Origin of the sequence: Roseateles sp. PN1 (assembly GCF_038419725.1) — a bacterium.
GTDB lineage: Bacteria > Pseudomonadota > Gammaproteobacteria > Burkholderiales > Burkholderiaceae_C > Paucibacter_A.
Genome location: NZ_JBCARA010000018.1, coordinates 33,088 through 52,122, shown reverse-complemented (window position 1 = coordinate 52,122; position 19,035 = coordinate 33,088). Strand labels below are relative to the sequence as shown.

The following is a 19,035-nucleotide window of genomic DNA, read 5'->3' as shown; positions in this document are numbered from 1 at the left end:
TTTGTGCCGTTTTGAGAGAGAGCCATGAACCCCTTGGTCGCCCCTGAGTCTTCCCATGCGTCATCGGCTGGCCGCTGCGCCTTGTCGGTCAATGTCAACAAAGTGGCCTTGCTGCGCAACACCCGGCATCTGGGCATTCCCAGCGTGCTGCGGGCGGCCCAGGCCTGCTTGCTGGCCGGCGCGCAAGGCATCACCGTGCACCCGCGCCCTGATGCCCGCCATGTGCGCACGAACGATGTGCATGAACTCGCTGATTTGCTGAGCCGGGATTGGCCGCAGGCCGAGTACAACATCGAGGGCAACCCGACCCAGAATCTGATGGACTTTGTGCGTCAGCTGCGCCCCCATCAAGTCACTTTTGTGCCCGATAGCGAAGACCAGTTCACCTCCGACCACGGCTGGCAATTCCCTGCCGATCTGGAGCGCTTGCGGCCCTTGGTGGCCGAGGCCAAAGCCTTGGGCGTGCGCGTGAGCTTGTTCATGGACCCGCAGCCCGAAGCCATGGCTTTTGTGGCCGCGCTGGGAGCGGATCGGGTCGAGCTTTACACCGAGACCTTTGCCAGTGCCTTTGGTACCGAGCGCGAAGCCGAAGTGCTGGCGGGCTTCACTCGCACGGCCGAGGCTGCGCTGGCTGTGGGCCTGGGCGTGAATGCCGGTCATGATTTGAATCGCGACAACCTCACGGCCTTCTTGCGTGCCGTGCCCGGCGTGCAAGAGGTCTCCATCGGCCATGCCTTGATCGCTGATGCGCTGGAGCTGGGCTATACCGAGACCGTGCGCGAATACCAGCGCTGCATCCAGCGCGCCTACCAGCCGCTTTAATGGAGGCGCCGCATGGCACTTGAACTGCGCCTAGCCCGCCCGGATGACGCGGCCCGCATCGCGGCCTTGGCCCGCTGGGTCTGGCTCGACAGCTACGCCAGCGACGGCGTCAGCGAGGCCTTTGCCGGCTATCTGCGGCGCGAATTCGATGAGCAGGCGCTGCGCCGCGCCATCGACCTCAGCCCGCATTGGCTGCTGCAAGACGGCGAGATGCTGCAAGGCTGGGCTCAGCTGGATGCTGGCGCCGAATGCCCTGCGTTGCTGCCTGCGGGCGTTGAGCAAGCGGTGGAACTGCACCGGCTCTACATCGCGCCGCCTTGTGTTGGCCGAGGCCTCGGCGTGCGCTTGCTGCGGCAGGTGCGCCAGCAATGGCCGCAGCGAGCGCTGTGGCTGAGCGCCTGGGAAGGCAATGAGGGCGCCTTGCGCTTTTATCGCCGCGAGGGCGCGCAGTTCTGGGGCGAGACCTGGTTTGAACTCGATGGCCAGCGCCACCGCAACGAGGTGCTGGGTTGGCCTGCCTTGGAAACAGGCGATGAGTCAGGCCATGAGCAGGAGCAGTACCGATGATCTACGGCATAGGCACCGATATCTGCGACATCCGCCGCATCCGCGAAACCCTGGCCCGGCGCGGCGAGCGCTTTGCTGAAAAGGTGCTGGGCCCGCATGAGCTGGTGGTATTCCGCGAACGCAGTGAGCGCGTAGCCGCCCGCGGCATCAGCTATCTGGCCACCCGCTTTTCCGCCAAAGAGGCTTTTTCCAAGGCCATTGGTATGGGCATGCGCAGCCCCATGAATTGGCGCGATTGCGAGATCGTCAAGGCCGCCAGCGGCAAGCCGGAAATCCGCTTGCATGGGGAGTTAGCGCTCTGGTTCGAAGCCAAGGGCCTGAAGGCTCACGTCAGCGTGACGGACGAAACCGAATATGCGGCCGCCTTTGTGGTGGTCGAAAGCAAAGAGTAGGGAAGCAGCATATGCAAGACAAACACCACGCCCCCGTCGTCCTCGACGTTGCAGGCCTGAGCCTGAGCGCGGCCGAGGCCAAGCGCCTGAGCCACCCCTTGGTCGGCGGCCTGATCCTGTTTGCGCGCAATTTCGAGAGCCGCGCCCAATTGGTGGCGCTGACTTCCAGCATCAAGGCCATTCGCCCCGACATCCTGATTGCGGTGGACCACGAAGGCGGGCGCGTGCAGCGTTTCCGCACCGATGGCTTTACCCATCTGCCTGCCATGCGCGCGCTGGGTGAGTTGTGGATGGAAGACGCCATGCGCGCCACCGAGGCCGCCACGGCCAGCGGTTTTGTGCTGGCCGCCGAGCTGCGCGCCTGCGGCGTTGATTTCAGCTTCACCCCGGTGCTGGATTTGGATATCGGTAACACCAGCGTGATTGGTGAGCGCGCCTTCCACAGCGACCCGCGCGTCGTCAGCGTCTTGGCCAAGAGCCTGATGCAAGGCCTGCTGCTGGCGGGCATGAGCAGCTGCGGCAAACATTTCCCCGGCCATGGCTTCGTCAAGGCTGACAGCCATGTGGCGGTGCCGGTGGACAAGCGCAGCCTCAAGGCCATCTTGGCCGCAGACGCAAAGCCCTTCGAGTGGCTGAGCCTGAGCTTGTCGGCCGTGATGCCCGCGCATGTGATCTACCCGAAAGTGGACAGCCGCCCGGCCGGCTTCAGCGCCCGCTGGCTGCAAGAGATCTTGCGTGAGAAGCTGGGCTTCGGCGGCGCCATCTTCAGCGACGACCTCGGCATGGCCGGCGCCCGCGTGCTGGAAGGCCGCGCCATCGGCGACACCGAGGCGGCCTTGGCGGCTTTGCAGGCCGGCTGCGACCTGGTGCTGCTGTGCAATCAGTCGGCGGTGGATGGCGGCGCGGCGATTGATGAGTTGCTAGCGGGCCTGGATGCCGCCCAGCGCGATGGGCGCTGGACCCCTGAGCCCGACAGCGAATCACGCCGCCTGGATCTGCTGCCGCAGACCGTGCCGCTGACCTGGGATGAGCTGATGCGCAATGCGCGCTATCTGGCTGCGGTCGAACGCCTAGCCTGAGTTGTGTCGTCGGCGCTGCTAGCTGCAGGAAATCAAGCGCAGGCCATTGACTGGCCTGCCTTGCGATCGCGCTCCTGCCTCAGCTGCGCCGCTCGTCATCATGTCGCACTGCGGTAGTTCTCCTGCATCTCATAGCCGCGCGCATAGAGGCCAAACAGCAGGGCAGCCAGCAAAGCAAAGCCGGCGAAGAAGAACATCTGGAAGGCGGTGACGCTGGTGCCGGTGCTCTGGATATAGCTGGTGACTGCCGCGCCCTTGACGCTGGAGTTGGCCAGCAGCACCCACAGATTGCCGACCGTGACCGAGAGGTTCCAGAAGCTGGTGATCACGCCCTTCATGGCCAGCGGCGCCTGGCTGTAGGCGAATTCCAGGCCGGTGGCCGAGACCAGCACCTCGCCAAAGGTCAGCAAGGCATAGGGCAGGATCTGCCAGAGGATGGTGACGCGGTGGCCGTCGTCTAGCCAGAGCTGGAAGCCACCCACCACCAAGAAGGCGATGCTGGAGAAAGCAATGCCGGCAGCCATGCGGCGCAAGGCAGTGATCTGCAAGCCCATGCGGCGCAGCAGCGGGTACAGCACCATGTTGTTGAAAGGAATCAGCAGCATCACCAGCAAGGGGTTGAGCGCTTGCATCATCGAGGACTTGAACCATTCGGGCTTGGCCATCTGGTCTGCCTGCAGCACCCAGGTGGAGGCCTTTTGGTCAAACAGCGACCAGAAGGGCGTGACCAGGGCGAACAGCACCAGCAGGCGCAGCACGGTGCGCACGGCCGCCACGGCGGGTTCGCCATGCTTGGTGCTGGCGCGGTCCAGCTGCGCCCAGGCGCCGGCGCCACCAAAACCCATGATCAGCACCAGGGCCGAGCACAGGGCGGGCACGATGCCGATTTCTTTGTAGAAGCACAGGCTGGCAATGGCCAGGGCCACGCCGCTGAGGGCCAGCAGCAGGCCAGGGCGGCCGGCGCCGGGCTTAGTCGTGAGCAGGGCGGTGCGCACCACCTTGAGGAAGCTATTGGGGTCTTTGCCTGCAGTGGGTGCCACATGTACATACTTCTTGCGGCCCGACCAGAAGATCAGCGTGGCGATGAACATGAACACGCCCGGAATGCCGAAGGCCACGCTGGGGCCAAACTCGGCCAAGAAGATGGGCATCAGCAGCGAAGCGAAGAAGCTGCCGAAGTTGATGATCCAGTAGAAACCGTCGAATACCTTCTGCGCCAGGCTGCGATTGCTTTTGTCGAACTGGTCGCCGACGAATGAGCTGATCAGCGGCTTGATGCCGCCCGAGCCCAGGGCGATCAGGAAGAGGCCAAAGTAGAAGCCGCGCAGATTGTTTTCAAAAATCGCCAAGCAGGCGTGGCCGGCGCAGTACACCAGGCTGAGCCAAAGGATGGTGTTGTACTTGCCGAAAAAACGGTCGGCCAACCAGCCGCCCAGCAAGGGGAAGAAGTAGACGCCGATCACAAAGGTGTGAAAGACATCTTTGGCCTCGCCCTTGCGCAATTCCTCGGGGATGGACAGCAGCAAGCTGGTCATCAGGAACATGGTGAGGATGTTGCGCATGCCGTAGAAGCTGAAGCGCTCGCATCCTTCGTTGCCGATGATGTAGGGGATTTGCGGCGGCATCTTGGGTGCCGCTGCTGCCTGGATGGATGTGGTGTTCATGGTGGGGTGGCGTGTCGTACAGGGCGGCCAAGTTCAGCTGTGGGTGGGCTGCTGGCTTGGCCCGAATGAGAAACGCCGCCCGAGCTGTTGAGCCGGGCGGCGTTGGGGCTGGGGCCAGGTGTGGCCCTCAGCGTTCAGTCAAAAGCTTTGAGCCTTTAAACCTCGAAGGGCAGCTTGACCTGGCCCAGATCCTTGCGGGTCTCGACCAAGACCAGCGGGCCTTCTTCGATGCTCACCACGGGCTTAGGCTCGCGGGGCACGTGGACCGGCTTGGGTTCGGCGGCGATGGCTTCTTGCACGGCGCGGATCTTGTCGGCATCCGAGTTGACCCATTGCAGACCGCTGGCCGCGGCCACCGCTTGCAGCTCGTCAATCGCCAGCTTGAAGGCCGGGACTTGCGGCGCTGCGGCTGCGACAGGCGCTGCTGCAGGTGCTGCGGGTGCTGCTACTGGGGCGGGCGCTGCAACCGCAGCCACTGCCACTTCAGCGGCAGCTGCCACCGGCTCAGCAACTGCTGCGCTAGCGGCTGCGGGGGCGGCTTGCACCGGCTCGACCTGGGCGCTCAGTGCGGCAGGCGCTTGCTCGGCAGCTTCGGTTGCCATGGCGACTTGCTCGCCGGCCTCGCCGTTGCCGTTGCGCTCACCACGCTCGGCGCGGGGACCACGTTCACGGCCACGGTTGCGGCCACGACCACGGTTTTCACCGTTAGCGGCTTGCTGCTGTTGCGACTCGTCGCCGGCCTCGTTGCTACCTTCGGCGGTGGCGTTAGCCTCGCCTTCGACAGCTGCGGGCTGCGTATCGGCACCAGCATCACCAGCCTCGACAGGGCGGCCATCTTCACGGGCACCACCGTTGCGACGACGGCGGCGGCCACGGCCTTGACGCTCTTCGCTGCTGGCTTCGCTGTCAGCGTTGGCAATGCCATCGTTGCCGAAGGCAGGTGCCTGGCTGTCAACGAAGGCGTTCGGCTCTTGACCCGACTGGCTGGCCAGGTTGGCAGCGGCGATTTGCTCTTCGCTGCGCTCGGCACGCGGCGGACGCTCACCGCGCGGGCGGCGGCCACCGGCCTCGCCACGCTCGTTGTTGCCGCGCTCGGGGCGCTGCTGTTGCTGCTGCTCGCTATTGGCGTTCAGGCCTTCGGGCTTGGCTTCATTGCCGCGCTCGTTGCGCTCGCCACGGCGGCCGTTGCGGTCACCACCACGGTCACCACGCTCGCCACGTTCAGCGCGCTCGGGGCGCTGCTGGCCTTCCGGACGCTCACCGCGTGCTTCTTGCGGCTTGTTGGCGTCACCACGGCTGCCTTCACGCTTGGCGTTGCGGTCGCCGCCACGCTCAGTGCGCTCGCCGTTACGGCCACGGCCTTCGCGACCTTCACGACCCTCGCGTCCACCACGGCCTTCGCGGGCGCCATCACGGCCACCTTCGCGCTTGCTGCGCTCGCCATTGGCGGGCTTGGCGGGCGTGGCCGGTGCTTCCACCGGGGCCGGTGCGGGGGCGCCGAACAGGTTCTTGATCCAGCCGAAGAAGCCACCGCCAGCGGCGGGTGCGGCCACCGGTGCAGCGGCTGCTGCTGCTGCAGCAGGTGCGGCCTTGGGGGCTGCCGGCGTCGGCATGGGGGCGGGCAACTCGGGCAGGATGCCCTTGATCACCGGCTCTTGCTTGCTGCGGCCCTTGTCCGAGTCGCTGCGACGGGTGATGCCCACCTCGTCTTGCTGCTCTTCGATCATGGTGTAGCTGGCTTGCAGGTTTTCCAGACGGGGGTCGTCGTGGCGCAGGCGCTCCAGCTTGTAGTTGGGCGTTTCCAGATGCTTATTGGGCACCAGCAGCACGGTGACGCGCTGCTTCAACTCGATCTTGGTGATCTCGGTGCGCTTTTCATTCAGCAGGAAAGAAGTCACTTCCACCGGCACTTGCACGTGCACGGCGGCGGTGTTGTCCTTCATGGACTCTTCCTGAACCATGCGCAGGATCTGCAGCGCCGAGGACTCGGTGTCGCGGATGTGGCCGGTGCCGTTGCAACGCGGGCAGGTGATGTGATTGCCTTCGCTCAAAGAAGGGCGCAGGCGCTGGCGGCTCAGCTCCAGCAAGCCGAACTTGCTGATGGAAGCGAACTGCACGCGGGCGCGGTCTTGGCGCAGCGCGTCGCGCAGGCGTTGCTCGACTTCGCGGCGGTTCTTCGACTCTTCCATGTCGATGAAGTCGACCACGATCAGGCCGCCTAGGTCGCGCAGACGCATCTGGCGCGCGATTTCGTCGGCGGCTTCCAGATTGGTGCGGGTGGCGGTTTCCTCGATGTCGCCGCCACGGGTGGCGCGGGCCGAGTTGACGTCCACCGAAACCAGGGCTTCGGTGTGGTCGATCACGATGGCACCGCCCGAGGGCAGGTTGACCGTGCGGCTGAAGGCGGTTTCGATCTGGTGTTCGATCTGGAAACGGCTGAACAGCGGCGCGTCGTCGCGATAGCGCTTCACGCGATGGCCTTGATCGGGCATCACGTGGTTCATGAATTGGTGCGCCTGTTCGAACAGGTCGTCGGTGTCGATCAGGATTTCACCGACATCGGCGGTGAAGTAGTCACGGATCGCGCGGATCACCAGGCTGGATTCCTGATAGATCAGGTAGGCACCCTTGCCGCCCTTGGCCGCATCGTCGATGGCGGTCCAGAGCTTGAGCATGTAGTTCAAGTCCCACTGCAGTTCGGCGGCGGAGCGGCCGATGCCTGCGGTGCGAGCGATCAAGCTCATGCCCTTGGGGTACTCGAGCTGGTCGAGGTTTTCCTTCAGCTCTTCACGGTCTTCGCCCTCGATGCGGCGCGATACGCCACCACCGCGGGGGTTGTTAGGCATCAGCACCAGATAGCGGCCGGCCAGCGAGACGAAGGTGGTCAGGGCTGCGCCCTTGTTGCCACGCTCTTCTTTTTCGACCTGGACCAGCAGTTCCTGGCCTTCCTTGATCGCGTCTTGCACGCGTGCGGTGCGCACGTCCACGCCTTCGCGGAAGTATTGGCGGGCGATTTCCTTGAAGGGCAGGAAGCCGTGGCGGTCTTCGCCGTAGTCGACGAAACAGGCTTCGAGCGAAGGCTCGACGCGGGTCACGACGGCTTTGTAGATATTGCCTTTGCGCTGTTCGCGGCCTTCGATTTCGGTCTCGAAGTCCAGCAGCTTTTGGCCATCAACGATTGCGAGGCGCCGCTCTTCCGGCTGCGTCGCATTGATCAGCATGCGTTTCATTGACATCACTCCTCGCGCGCCACTCGTGATTGAAGTCGAGATGGCACGCAGCATCACGTCACCGCCGGGCTCAAAAACCCTGGCGGCAACACCAGATGCACGGGCAATGTGGAGGAACCGAGGAAGGAATCGCCCTGGACTGACCGTGGATGCGCTATCGAACAGTGGTTCGACGACGAATCAGGTGGTCAGCGTTGGCGCGTGCGGCTCGTCAGGCGGCGCTGCTGCCCGCTCCCATGAACGTGCTGCGGGGGCCCAGAAAGGCCCGGAACGCAACACGGCCCGGCCACGGCCGCGTGTCGCAGCCTCGCCGGCGTCTGGCCGGGGCTGCACACAGGTGCGGTGGGGGGTGATGAGGGGAGTGAAGGGAAACATCAGCGAGGACTGGGGGCAGCAGACACGAGGGCAGTAGGGATCATGGATCCACCAGCCTCATGCCTTTTGAATACCTTGTCTATACCTGGCAGCTTCACAAGCGAAGCTGCCCGGTGTGGTTCGTTCTACATCGCTCTGCCGCGCAACCCCGGCAACCGCCCTGTCACTTGGGGACAGGGCCCTTTGCCAAGAGCCGTGCGTTGCATCGCCTATTTTTTCTTGCCCAGGCAAACCCATCGTTCACCCCGGCTACCACCTGCTCACCGTTTGCATCTGCCTTTGCCGTCGTCGCCGGGCGATACCCCGCGGCGGGTAAAATCAGAAAAATCAAATACTTACGGCGGTTACGTGGTGAGCAACATTATAAGGGCGAAAGCCAAAGCGCCTTCCGCCGCAAAAACCCGCACAAAGCCTGGCAAACCTGCGGTAGTTTTCCCCGGCCAGGCGGCCAAGCGCAGTGAGCGGGCACCAACTTCAGTACGTCCGCAGGGCGCCCGCGCCGCGCGTCCCGCTGCTGCTGCTGCGCCGGTTCCGGCGCGAGCGCCAGCCGCAAAGGCTGCGGCAAAGCCCACAGCGGCGCCCGTGCCCGCACCTTCTCCGGTCGTGCGGCATGTGGTGATCGACGAAGGCTCGGCCGGGCAGCGCTTGGATAACTTCTTGCTTCGCGAACTCAAGGGCGTGCCCAAGACCCATGTCTACCGCGTCATCCGGGCCGGCGAGGTGCGGGTCAACAAGGGCCGCGCTCAGGCCGACACGCGGTTGGAGTTGGGTGATGATGTGCGCATACCGCCCGTGCGCCTGCCCGAGCGGGTCGAGGCGCCGCGCGAGTTTGTGCCGGCGCGCGAATTCCCCGTCTTGTTTGAAGACGATCATCTGCTGGCTGTCAACAAGCCCGCGGGCGTGGCCGTCCACGGCGGCTCGGGTGTCAGCTTTGGCGTGATTGAGCAACTGCGCCAGGCGCGGCCCGAGGCCAAGTTCCTGGAATTGGTGCACCGCCTGGACAAGGAAACTTCAGGCTTGCTGCTGATCGCTAAAAAGCGCAGCGCTCTGGTGGCCTTGCAAGAACAGTTCCGCGAGCGTGAAACGGGCAAGACCTACGCCGCCCTGGTCTGGGGCGACTGGGCCGAGAACAAGAAAGTCATCGACGTGGCCTTGCTCAAGTTCACCGGCAGCGATGGTGAGCGCTGGGTCAGGGCGGTGGAAAACTCGCACGACCCGCAGGCCGACCAAGCCAAGCGCTCGATCAGCTTGGTCAAGGTGGCCGAACGGCTGCAGGGCGCCAGCTTGCTGGACGTGACCATCAAGACTGGCCGCACCCACCAGATTCGTGTGCATTTGGCGCATGCCGGCCATTCCATCGTGGGCGACCCCAAATACGGTGACTTTGAAGCCAACCGGGCCATCGCGCGCGGCGCGCTGCGTTTCGATCGCATGTTCTTGCATGCCAAACGCCTGCGTTTTATCCATCCCGGCAGCAATGCCGAGATTGAGTTGCTGGCGCCTCTGCCGCCCGAATGTGCCAAGCTGGTTGCCGACTTAAGCCTTAGCTCTCAATAACCTCATGCGCCCGCAGCAATTTGATCTGATCGCCTTCGACTGGGATGGCACCCTTTTTGACTCCACCGCCCTGATCACCCGCAGCATCCAGGCGGCCGCCGTCGACGTGGGTGAACCACGGCCCAGCGACGAGGCCGCCAGCTATGTCATCGGCATGGGCTTGGCCGAGGCCTTGGCGCATGCGGTGCCGGGTTTGGCGCGCGAGCGCTACCCCGAGTTGGGCCAGCGTTACCGCCATCACTACTTTGCGGCTCAGCATGAGGTGGTTTTGTTCCAAGGCACGCTGGAGATGCTGGCGGCGCTGAAGGCGCGCCATCACTGGCTGACCGTGGCCACCGGCAAAAGCCGCCGCGGCCTGGATGAAGCCTTGCACGCGGTTGAGCTCAAAGGCATGTTCGACGGCAGCCGCACTGCGGATGAGACCGCCGGCAAGCCCGACCCGACCATGTTGCTGGAATTGATGCGCGAGTTCGGCGTGGAACCCGAGCGCACCTTGATGATTGGGGACACCACCCATGATCTGCAAATGGCCCTCAATGCCGGCGCCGCCAGCGTGGGCGTGAGCTACGGCGCCCATGATTACGAAACCTTTGCCGACCTCAATCCTCGGCATGTGGCTCATTCTGTGCCCGATCTGCATGAGTGGTTGCTTCGTAATGCTTGATGCCGCGCGCCCTTGCGCCCAGCACAAGCCAATGGGAGACCGCGTTGGCGGTAAGGCGGGGGTAGGTTTCAATCGGCCGCCAGTGAACGACCGTGATTTCTGAGAATATGCAAGAAGAACAACAAACGCCTGGCCTGCCTCTGTGCGCCTCCGAAGACCTGCAAGAGCGTGGCAAGGCCCATGGTTTTGACGTGCTGCAGTACCGCGAGCCGGCGCGCGCCTTTGCGCTGCGCTTTGACGGCCAGGTGGTGGCCTATCTGAACCGCTGCGCCCATGTGCCCACCGAGATGGATTGGCAAGAGGGCGAATTCCTCGACCGCGACAAGCAGTACATCATGTGCTCCATCCACGGCGCGGTGTATGACCCGCTGACTGGCCGCTGCGTCAGCGGCATGTGCGGCCGCATCGGCCTGACCAAGATTGAAGTGCAGGAGCGTGAGGGACGCGTCTATTGGTATCCTTCCCGCGACACCAAGCCTGCTTTCGAAGACTGATTGAGAAAAGAAATACAGCCACCGCCATGAGTTCAAACGACGATTTACCCCCTCCGATGCAGGACCCCTTGGTGTCGCCTGAGCCCCGCCTGACGCCGCCCGAGCCTAAGCTCGCCGGCTATGAGCCCATGCTGGCCCAGTTCGCCAAAGACTACTTGCAAGACCGGCGCAGCGAGCGCCGCTGGCGCACCTTCACCCGCCTGTGCTGGCTGGCTTTGCTGGCGTTCCTGGCCTGGGCCTTGTTCTGGCAGCAGCATCACCATTCGCCGGCCAATAGCGCGCCGCATACCGCCTTGGTGGAAGTGCGGGGTGAGATTGCGGCCGACAGCGAAGCCAGCGCGGAGCAAATCGTGGCGGCGCTGAAGTCGGCGTTTGAGGATCAGGGTTCGCAAGCCGTGGTGCTGCGCATCAACTCTCCCGGCGGCAGCCCGGTGCAAGCCGGCATCGTCTACGACGAGATCAAGCGCCTGAAGGCCAAGCACGGCAAAAAGGTCTATGCCGTGGTGGAAGAGATGTGCGCTTCGGGCGCCTATTACATCGCCGCCGGTGCCGATGAAATTTTTGTCGACAAGGCTTCCATCGTTGGCTCCATCGGCGTCTTGATGGACGGTTTTGGCTTCACCGGTTTGATGGGCAAACTGGGCGTCGAGCGTCGTTTGATGACGGCCGGCGAGAACAAGGGCATGCTCGATCCCTTCGCGCCCGTCAGCCCCAAACAGCAAGCCTATGCCCAGGCCATGCTGGACCAGATCCACCAGCAGTTCATCGCTGTGGTGCGTGAGGGCCGCGGCAAGCGCCTGCAAGAGACGCCTGAAACCTTCTCGGGCCTGTTCTGGAACGGTGAGCAAGCCGTCAAGCTGGGCCTGGCCGACCATTTCGGCAACCTCGACTTCGTCGCCCGCGAGGTCGTCAAGGCCGAAGAGGTGGTGGACTACACCCCGCGCGACAACGTGGCCGAGCGCCTGGCCAAGCGCTTTGGCGCCGCCATGGGTGAGGGCGCCGTCAAGGCCGTGCGCCAGTTGCCTGCGCTGCATTGAGCTGAGTCCCTTCAGTTTTCCGCGCCTGCCAGGGCCCGCTTCGCAAGAGGCGGGCCTTTTGTCTTTTTAAGGCGGTCTTTATGAAATCTTGATACCGGCCCGGCCAGCTTCTACAGCAATCTGAGGCGCCGATTTTTAAGCTTCCTGCATCTCAACATTTCGTGAGCATGCAATGGATTGGATTTATTTGGCAGTGAGCGCCGCGCTCTTTGCCCTGATGTTGGGCCTGGCGGTTTTGGGCGATCGCCTCGGTGATCGCCACGGTGAGGGAGCCAAGTCATGAGCGCGCTCTACCTCTTGAGTGGCCTGGCCGCAGCCGGCTTGTTTGTCTATCTGGTCTACGCCTTGCTGCGTGCCGAGGAGTTCTGAGATGAACGCCTTGGGATGGATCAATTTGGCCCTGTACATGGGCTTGCTGTTGGCAGCCGCCTGGCCGCTGTCACGCTGGCTGACGGCCGTGGCGCAAGGGCGCTTGCCGCGCTGGATGCAGGCCGTCGAGTCGGCCTTTTACAAGCTGGCGGGCGTCAAGGCCGAGGAGGGCATGCACTGGAAGCGCTATGCCCTGGGCCTGCTGCTGTTCAATTTCATTGGCGTGCTGGCGGCCTATGGCTTGCAGCGTTTTCAAGATGTGTTGCCGCTGAATCCGCAAGGCTTTGGCGCGGTGACGCCGGATTCGGCTTTCAACACCGCCATCAGTTTTGTCACCAACACCAACTGGCAGGGCTATGGCGGCGAGTCCACCATGAGCTATCTGACCCAGATGCTGGCGCTGACGGTGCAGAACTTCGTCTCCGCTGCCACCGGCATCGCCGTGGTGTTCGCGCTGATCCGCGGCTTTGCGGCCAAGAGCAGCCAGAGCATCGGCAACTTCTGGGCCGACCTTACCCGCATCACGCTGTGGATCTTGCTGCCGCTGTCGCTGCTGTTCGCGCTGTTCTTTGTTAGCCAGGGCGTGATTCAGAACTTTGACGCCTACAAGGACGCGACAACGCTGGAGCTGAATGCCTACCAAGCGCCCAAGCTGGGCGCCGATGGCCAGCCGCTGAAGGACGAAAAGGGTCAGGTCTTGACCGAAGACGCGACGAGCGCGACGCAGCAGCTGGCCATGGGCCCGGTCGCCTCTCAAGAAGCGATCAAGCTGCTGGGTACCAACGGCGGCGGCTTCTTCAATGCCAACTCGGCTCATCCTTTTGAGAACCCCACGCCGCTGTCCAATCTGGCGCAGATATTGGCCATCTTCCTGATCCCGGCGGCGCTGTGCTTCAGCTTCGGCCAGATGGTGGGTGATAGCCGCCAGGGTGTGACGATTCTGGCCGCCATGTGCTTGATGTTCATCGTCGGCGTGATCGCAGCGACCAGCGCGGAGCAAGCTGGCAACCCCAGCCTGAATGCCCTGGGCGTGGACCAGCAGATGAGCGAAGCCCAGGCCGGCGGCAATATGGAAGGCAAGGAGACCCGCTTCGGCATCAATGCCACCTCTTTGTTCGTGGTGGTGACCACCGGCGCTTCCTGCGGTGCGGTCAACGCCATGCATGACTCCATGACCCCGCTGGGCGGCATGGTGCCGCTGGTGATGATGCAGCTGGGCGAGGTGGTGTTCGGTGGTGTGGGCACCGGCCTTTACGGCATGTTGATCTTCGCCATGCTGGCTGTCTTCATTGCCGGCTTGATGATTGGCCGCACGCCCGAATACCTGGGCAAAAAGGTCGAGAGCTATGAGATGAAGATGGTGTCCATCGCCATCTTGGTCACACCCATGGTGGTGCTGATCGGCACGGCGATCGCTGTGGTCGCGGCAGCCGGCAAGGCCGGTGTGGCCAACCCCGGCGCCCATGGCTTCTCGGAAATTCTGTATGCGCTGACCTCGGCCGGCAATAACAACGGCTCGGCCTTCGCCGGTCTGTCGGCCAATACGCCCTTCTACAACACCTTGCTTGGCATCGTCATGTGGCTGGGGCGCTTCGGCGTCATCGTGCCGGTGCTGGCCATTGCCGGCAGCTTGGGCGCCAAGAAGCGCATCCCGGTGGGTGCCGGCACCTTGCCCACGCATGGCCCCTTGTTTGTCGGCCTGCTTGTCGGTGTGGTGCTGCTGGTCGGCCTCTTGAACTACGTCCCCTCGCTTGCCTTGGGTCCCATTGTTGAGCATCTGATGCTGTGGACTGCCTGAGGTCTGATCATGACTACGCAAACTAGCAATACGCAAGAACAACATTTGTCTCTGCTGGACCCGGCGCTGATCAAGCCCGCTCTGGTACAGAGCTTCGTCAAACTCAGTCCCAGTGCGCAGTGGCGCAACCCGGTGATGTTTGTGGTCTACGTCGGCAGCCTGCTGTGCACGGGGCTGTGGGTATGGAGCCTCAGCAACCGAGCCGTGGCCGGCAGCGAGGGCTCGGGCTTCATGCTCAGCATTGCGCTGTGGCTGTGGTTCACCGTGCTGTTCGCCAACTTCGCCGAGGCCCTGGCCGAAGGCCGCTCCAAGGCCCAAGCTGCCTCGTTGCGTGGCCTCAAGACCAAGACTTGGGCCAAGAAGTTGGAGCAGCCAAAGCATGGATCTAAATGGTTACCTGCTCAGTCTGACGAACTGCGCAAAGGCCATGTGGTGTTGGTGGAAGCCGGCGACCTGATCCCGCTGGACGGCGAAGTGATCGAGGGCGTGGCCTCGGTGGACGAGAGCGCCATCACCGGTGAATCGGCCCCGGTGATCCGCGAGTCCGGTGGCGACTTTTCCTCCGTCACCGGCGGCACCCGCGTGCTGTCCGACTGGCTGGTGGTGCGGGTGAGTGTCAACCCCGGCGAGTCCTTCCTGGACCGCATGATCGCCATGGTGGAAGGCGCCAAGCGCCAGAAGACGCCTAATGAGATCGCCTTGACGATTTTGCTGGTGGCGCTGACCTTGGTGTTCTTGGTTGTCACGGTGACCTTGCTGCCGTTCTCTATGTTCAGCGTGGAAGCCGCAGGCGCGGGCACGGTCGTGTCCATCACCGCCCTGGTTGCCTTGCTGGTCTGCCTGATCCCCACCACCATCGGCGGTCTGTTGTCAGCCATCGGCGTGGCCGGCATGAGTCGCATGATGGCGGCCAATGTGATCGCCACCTCCGGCCGTGCGGTGGAAGCCGCCGGCGACGTGGACGTGCTGATGCTGGACAAAACCGGAACCATCACCCTAGGCAACCGCCAAGCCAGCAGCTTCATTCCCGCCCCCGGCGTGACTGAAGCCCAGTTGGCCGACGCGGCCCAGCTGGCCTCGCTGGCCGACGAGACACCCGAAGGCCGCAGCATCGTCGTGCTGGCCAAAACCAAGCATGGCATCCGCGAGCGTGAGCTCTCCGCCCTGCAGGCCCACTTCGTGCCTTTCACCGCCCAGACGCGCATGAGTGGGGTGGATTTCGGTGATGTGCTCTCGCCCGTCCGCAGCATCCGCAAGGGTGCGGGCGATGCGATCCGCCGTCATGTGGAATTGCTGGGCGGCAAAGTGGCTCAGGAAGTGCAAGCCGCTGTGGACGAAGTGGCGCGCCGTGGCAGTACGCCGCTGGTGGTCGCCGAAGGCAATCGCGTTCTGGGCGTGGTGGAGCTCAAAGACATCGTCAAGGGCGGCATCAAAGAGCGCTTCGCCGAACTGCGCCGCATGGGCATCAAGACGGTGATGATCACCGGTGACAACAAGCTCACCGCAGCCGCCATCGCTGCGGAAGCCGGTGTGGACGACTTCTTGGCCGAAGCCACGCCCGAAGCCAAGTTGAAGCTGATCCGCGACTACCAGGCCGAGGGCCGCCTGGTCGCCATGACTGGCGACGGCACCAATGACGCGCCCGCCCTGGCGCAAGCCGATGTGGCGGTGGCCATGAACACCGGCACGCAGGCCGCCAAAGAGGCCGGCAATATGGTGGACCTGGACTCCAACCCCACCAAGCTGCTGGAGATCGTCGAGACCGGCAAGCAGCTTTTGATGACCCGTGGCTCGCTGACCACCTTCTCCATCGCCAACGATGTGGCCAAGTACTTCGCCATCATCCCGGCCATGTTTGTGGGCGTCTACCCGCAGCTGGGCGCGCTGAATGTGATGGGCTTGCACAGCCCTAGCTCGGCGATTCTGTCGGCCGTGGTCTTCAACGCTTTGATCATCATCGCCCTGATCCCGCTGGCGTTGAAGGGCGTGGCCTATCGCGCCATTGGTGCGGCCTCGCTGCTGCGCCGCAATTTGCTGATCTATGGCCTGGGCGGGCTGATCGTGCCCTTCATCGGCATCAAGGTGATCGACCTGATTTTGGTCGCTGCCCACTTGGTTTAAGGACTCCCTCATCATGAAAAATCTCTTGCGCCCCGCTGTCGCCAGCTTTGTGCTGCTAAGTGCCGTGACCGGCCTGCTCTATCCCATGGTGGTCACCAGCGTTTCCAAGGCTTTGTTCCCTGCGCAAGCCGAAGGCTCTTTGATTGAGCGTGATGGCAAGGTCGTGGGTTCGGCCCTGATCGGACAGAACTTCACTTCGCCCGACTATTTCTGGGGCCGCCCCTCGGCCACGGGCCCGATGAGCCAAAACGCCGCCGGCTCGTCCGGCAGCAACCAAGGCCCGCTCAATCCGGCTCTGGGAGATGCGGTGAAGGGCCGTGTGGAGGCCTTGCGCGCCGCCGACCCGGACAACAAGCAGCCCATTCCCGCTGACTTGGTGACGGCCTCCGGCAGCGGCCTGGACCCCGAAATCACCATGGCCGCGGCCCGCTACCAAGCGTCCCGTGTGGCACGCGAGCGGCAGCTTTCCCTCAAGGAAGTGGAGCGCTTGATTGCCGCCAACACCGTGGCGCGTGATCTGGCCGTCTTGGGTGAGCCGCGCGTCAATGTGCTCAAGCTCAATCTGGCGCTGGATGTTGCGGCACCGCGTGCGGTCAAGGCTGTGCCGGCTGCGCCCGCAGCTGCCTCCGCTGCCTCGGCCGGCTGAGCCTGAGCGGCGCGCCTCGTTTTCGGCGGCCAGGGGGCCTAGGCCTCGGGGCCGCCCGATGAGACCGGAGGAAAAGCTCTCAGGAAAGAAAACAGAGAGTTCCTGGACGGGAGGGGTCTCATCGTCTTTTATTTGTTTGGTTGTTTGTTTGACCCCAATGCCTCGTGCAATTTTTTGAATCACGCTGTTCCATTCCTATGAAAAACAAGAGTCTTTCCCTGAACGCCCTGTTCGCCCTGGCCACCCTGACATTGCTGAATGCCACAGCCTCTGCCCAAGCCACGGCGCCAGCTGCCACGCCCGAGCACACCCTGAGCGGCAATCTGAGCCTGAACAGCGACTACCGCTTCCGCGGCATTAGCCAGAGCTGGATGCTGCCCGCTGTGCAAGGCGGCTTTGACTATGCCCACAGCAGCGGCGCTTACGCCGGCGTGTGGGCCTCCAATGTTTCGGGCAATAGCTATAACAACGGCGCCGGGATGGAGACCGATGTTTACGGCGGCTTCAAATTCAACGCCGGCCAAGTGGCTGGGCAAGACCTGACCCTGGACCTCGGCGCCCTGGCCTACGTCTACCCCGGTGCCCGGCTGAACAGCGCGCCCGGTGTGGCCAGCGACAAGAAGTACGACAACCTGGATCTGTATTTGGGCTTGAGCTATGGCGCTTTCAGCGCCAAGCTCTCTGTCGCCGCCACCGACTACTTTGGCCTCAATAGCGACACCGCCGGCTACGCCTACTTCAGCAGCTTGGGCGCGAACGGCAGCAGCAAAGGCAGCGCCTATCTGGACCTGAACTACAACTTCGATCTGGGGCAGGGCGTCACTTTGGGCACTCATGTCGGCTACCTGAAGGTGCGCAATTACGGGGATCTGTCTTACACCGACGCCAAGGTCTCCATCGCCAAGGAAATCTTGGGTCTGAACTGGACAGCTGCCGTCGTCGGCACGAATGCCAAGAAGGAGTTCTACCAAGTCGGCAATGCTGCCGGTCAGGACGCCAAGCGCGTTGGTGGAACGGGCTTGGTGCTGAGCGTCGCCAAGGCTTTCTAAGCGCCCGAGCGACGCGATGCCTCCCGTATGAGCAAGTGACAATGCCAGCATGCTGATCAATTGCACAGCCTATCAAGCGGGTCAGAAGCTTGCCGACCTCTCGCCCACTCGCCCGGAGGAGTTGGCGACCTATCTGGAGCAGCCCGACTGCTTCATCTGGGTGGCCTTGCGCGACCCCGAAGCGGCCGAGCTGGAGCCCTGGCGCCGCCTCTTCAATCTCCACCCACTGGCGGTTGAAGACGCGCACAACGGCCATCAACGACCCAAGGTCGAAGAGTACGGGCAGGACTTGTTTGCCGTCATGCATCTGGTGGACTGGGTGGGTGGCGATCTGAGCCTGGGTGAGGTCTGCGTCTTCTGCGGCCACAACTATGTGCTCTCGGTGCGGCGTGAAAGCAAGCTGCACTTCCTGGGCGTGCGCGAGCGCTGCGAGCGCGAGCCCGAACTGCTGGCCCACGGCCCCAGCTTTGTGCTCTATGCCTTGATGGACGCGGTGGTGGATCGCTACTTCCCCATCGTGGACTTGCTGGGGTCGGAGCTGGAGGAGATCGAGCAAAGCATTTTTGTGCGCGGTGCCCAGCTGGACAATATCAAGCGCTTGTACGAACTCAAGCGCCGCCTGATGCTTTTGCGCCGGGCGGTGGCGCCGATGCTGGAGATGCTGTCCAAGTTGCACGGCGGGCGCATCCCACCGCTGTGCGCCCGCACGGGCGAGTATTTCCGCGACGTGGCCGACCATTTGGCTCGCATCGAGGCCGCCATCGAATCGGTGCGCGACACCTTGGCCACCGCCATCCAGGCCAATCTGTCCATGGTGGCGATTGAAGACAGCAACGTCACCAAACGCCTGGCTGCCTGGGCCGGCATTTTTGCTGCCGCCACCGCGTTTGCCGGCATCTGGGGCATGAATTTTGAGCACATGCCGGAGCTGAAGTGGCTGTTTGGCTACCCGATGGCCTTGGGCCTGATCGCCACGGTCTGCGTCGGCCTGTGGTGGCGCTTCCGCCGCGCCGGTTGGCTGTAGAACGTGAGCCCCTCGTCCAAGGAGTACCTTGGCCGGTCCCCCGAGGGGACGGCGATGTCTGCCGGATCGGCCGGCAAATACATCGCCTACGCGGGCCGGCTTGGGGCGGCCCGGCGCTCGGCCCGAGAGTCAATGCCGGCTAATGAT

The 19,035-nt window shown here is 63.5% G+C and carries 16 protein-coding genes; 14 read left to right on the top strand and 2 right to left on the bottom strand.

Going from position 1 to position 19,035, the window contains the following annotated elements:
• Positions 1-24: 24 nt before the first annotated feature.
• Genes AABB87_RS21435 through nagZ form a run of 4 tightly spaced genes read left to right on the top strand, consistent with a single transcriptional unit; the run spans position 25 to position 2,860 of the window.
• Positions 25-822 (top strand): pyridoxine 5'-phosphate synthase, encoded by a 798-nt coding sequence (locus AABB87_RS21435; protein WP_341973344.1) that lies wholly within the window; start codon positions 25-27, stop codon positions 820-822.
• 12 nt (positions 823-834) lie between these two features.
• Positions 835-1,389: a GNAT family N-acetyltransferase gene (locus tag AABB87_RS21430; RefSeq protein ID WP_341973343.1), complete on the top strand. Its 555-nt coding sequence runs from the start codon at positions 835-837 to the stop codon at positions 1,387-1,389.
• Positions 1,386-1,781, top strand: a complete 396-nt coding sequence (gene acpS / locus AABB87_RS21425) for a holo-ACP synthase (RefSeq protein WP_341973342.1) — start codon at positions 1,386-1,388, stop codon at positions 1,779-1,781. The genes AABB87_RS21430 and acpS overlap by 4 nt, the downstream gene beginning before the upstream one ends.
• Before the next feature lie 11 nt (positions 1,782-1,792).
• Positions 1,793-2,860 carry a beta-N-acetylhexosaminidase gene (gene nagZ, locus AABB87_RS21420; RefSeq protein ID WP_341973341.1) on the top strand — a complete coding sequence of 356 codons (1,068 nt, stop codon included), beginning with the start codon at positions 1,793-1,795 and terminating at the stop codon, positions 2,858-2,860.
• A 98-nt stretch (positions 2,861-2,958) separates the two neighbouring features.
• Here nagZ and AABB87_RS21415 read toward each other — a convergent pair whose 3' ends face one another.
• Together AABB87_RS21415 and AABB87_RS21410 are read right to left on the bottom strand one after the other, a co-directional pair.
• On the bottom strand, positions 2,959-4,524 hold the full coding sequence (locus AABB87_RS21415; protein WP_341973340.1) for a POT-type proton-dependent oligopeptide transporter: 1,566 nt from the start codon (positions 4,522-4,524) through the stop codon (positions 2,959-2,961).
• Between the two features lie 155 nt (positions 4,525-4,679).
• A complete protein-coding gene (locus AABB87_RS21410) occupies positions 4,680-7,754 on the bottom strand; it encodes an Rne/Rng family ribonuclease (protein WP_341973339.1) in 3,075 nt (1,024 codons plus the stop codon).
• Positions 7,755-8,732: 978 nt separating this feature from the next.
• Between AABB87_RS21410 and AABB87_RS21405 the strand changes: the two genes are divergently transcribed.
• From AABB87_RS21405 to AABB87_RS21360, 10 genes are all read left to right on the top strand, one after another.
• On the top strand, positions 8,733-9,686 hold the full coding sequence (locus tag AABB87_RS21405) for an RluA family pseudouridine synthase (RefSeq protein ID WP_341973377.1): 954 nt from the start codon (positions 8,733-8,735) through the stop codon (positions 9,684-9,686).
• Positions 9,687-9,690: 4 nt separating this feature from the next.
• Positions 9,691-10,350, top strand: a complete 660-nt coding sequence (locus AABB87_RS21400) for an HAD family hydrolase (RefSeq protein WP_341973338.1) — start codon at positions 9,691-9,693, stop codon at positions 10,348-10,350.
• A 107-nt stretch (positions 10,351-10,457) separates the two neighbouring features.
• Positions 10,458-10,844, top strand: a complete 387-nt coding sequence (locus tag AABB87_RS21395) for a Rieske (2Fe-2S) protein (RefSeq protein ID WP_341973337.1) — start codon at positions 10,458-10,460, stop codon at positions 10,842-10,844.
• A gap of 26 nt (positions 10,845-10,870) precedes the next feature.
• The gene (locus AABB87_RS21390; protein WP_445944898.1) at positions 10,871-11,881 is read left to right on the top strand and encodes a S49 family peptidase; all 1,011 of its coding nucleotides are present in this window, start codon (positions 10,871-10,873) and stop codon (positions 11,879-11,881) included.
• A 279-nt stretch (positions 11,882-12,160) separates the two neighbouring features.
• The gene (gene kdpF / locus AABB87_RS21385) at positions 12,161-12,250 is read left to right on the top strand and encodes a K(+)-transporting ATPase subunit F (RefSeq protein ID WP_082679719.1); all 90 of its coding nucleotides are present in this window, start codon (positions 12,161-12,163) and stop codon (positions 12,248-12,250) included.
• A 1-nt stretch (position 12,251) separates the two neighbouring features.
• Entirely contained in the window at positions 12,252-14,048 is a 1,797-nt protein-coding gene (gene kdpA / locus AABB87_RS21380) for a potassium-transporting ATPase subunit KdpA (protein WP_341973335.1), read from the top strand.
• 9 nt (positions 14,049-14,057) lie between these two features.
• Positions 14,058-16,169, top strand: a complete 2,112-nt coding sequence (kdpB, locus tag AABB87_RS21375; RefSeq protein WP_341973334.1) for a potassium-transporting ATPase subunit KdpB — start codon at positions 14,058-14,060, stop codon at positions 16,167-16,169.
• 13 nt (positions 16,170-16,182) lie between these two features.
• Positions 16,183-16,815 (top strand): potassium-transporting ATPase subunit KdpC, encoded by a 633-nt coding sequence (gene kdpC / locus AABB87_RS21370; protein ID WP_341973333.1) that lies wholly within the window; start codon positions 16,183-16,185, stop codon positions 16,813-16,815.
• Between the two features lie 197 nt (positions 16,816-17,012).
• The gene (locus tag AABB87_RS21365; protein WP_341973332.1) at positions 17,013-17,864 is read left to right on the top strand and encodes a TorF family putative porin; all 852 of its coding nucleotides are present in this window, start codon (positions 17,013-17,015) and stop codon (positions 17,862-17,864) included.
• Between the two features lie 49 nt (positions 17,865-17,913).
• The gene (locus AABB87_RS21360) at positions 17,914-18,888 is read left to right on the top strand and encodes a magnesium and cobalt transport protein CorA (RefSeq protein ID WP_341973331.1); all 975 of its coding nucleotides are present in this window, start codon (positions 17,914-17,916) and stop codon (positions 18,886-18,888) included.
• Positions 18,889-19,035 lie beyond the last annotated feature (147 nt).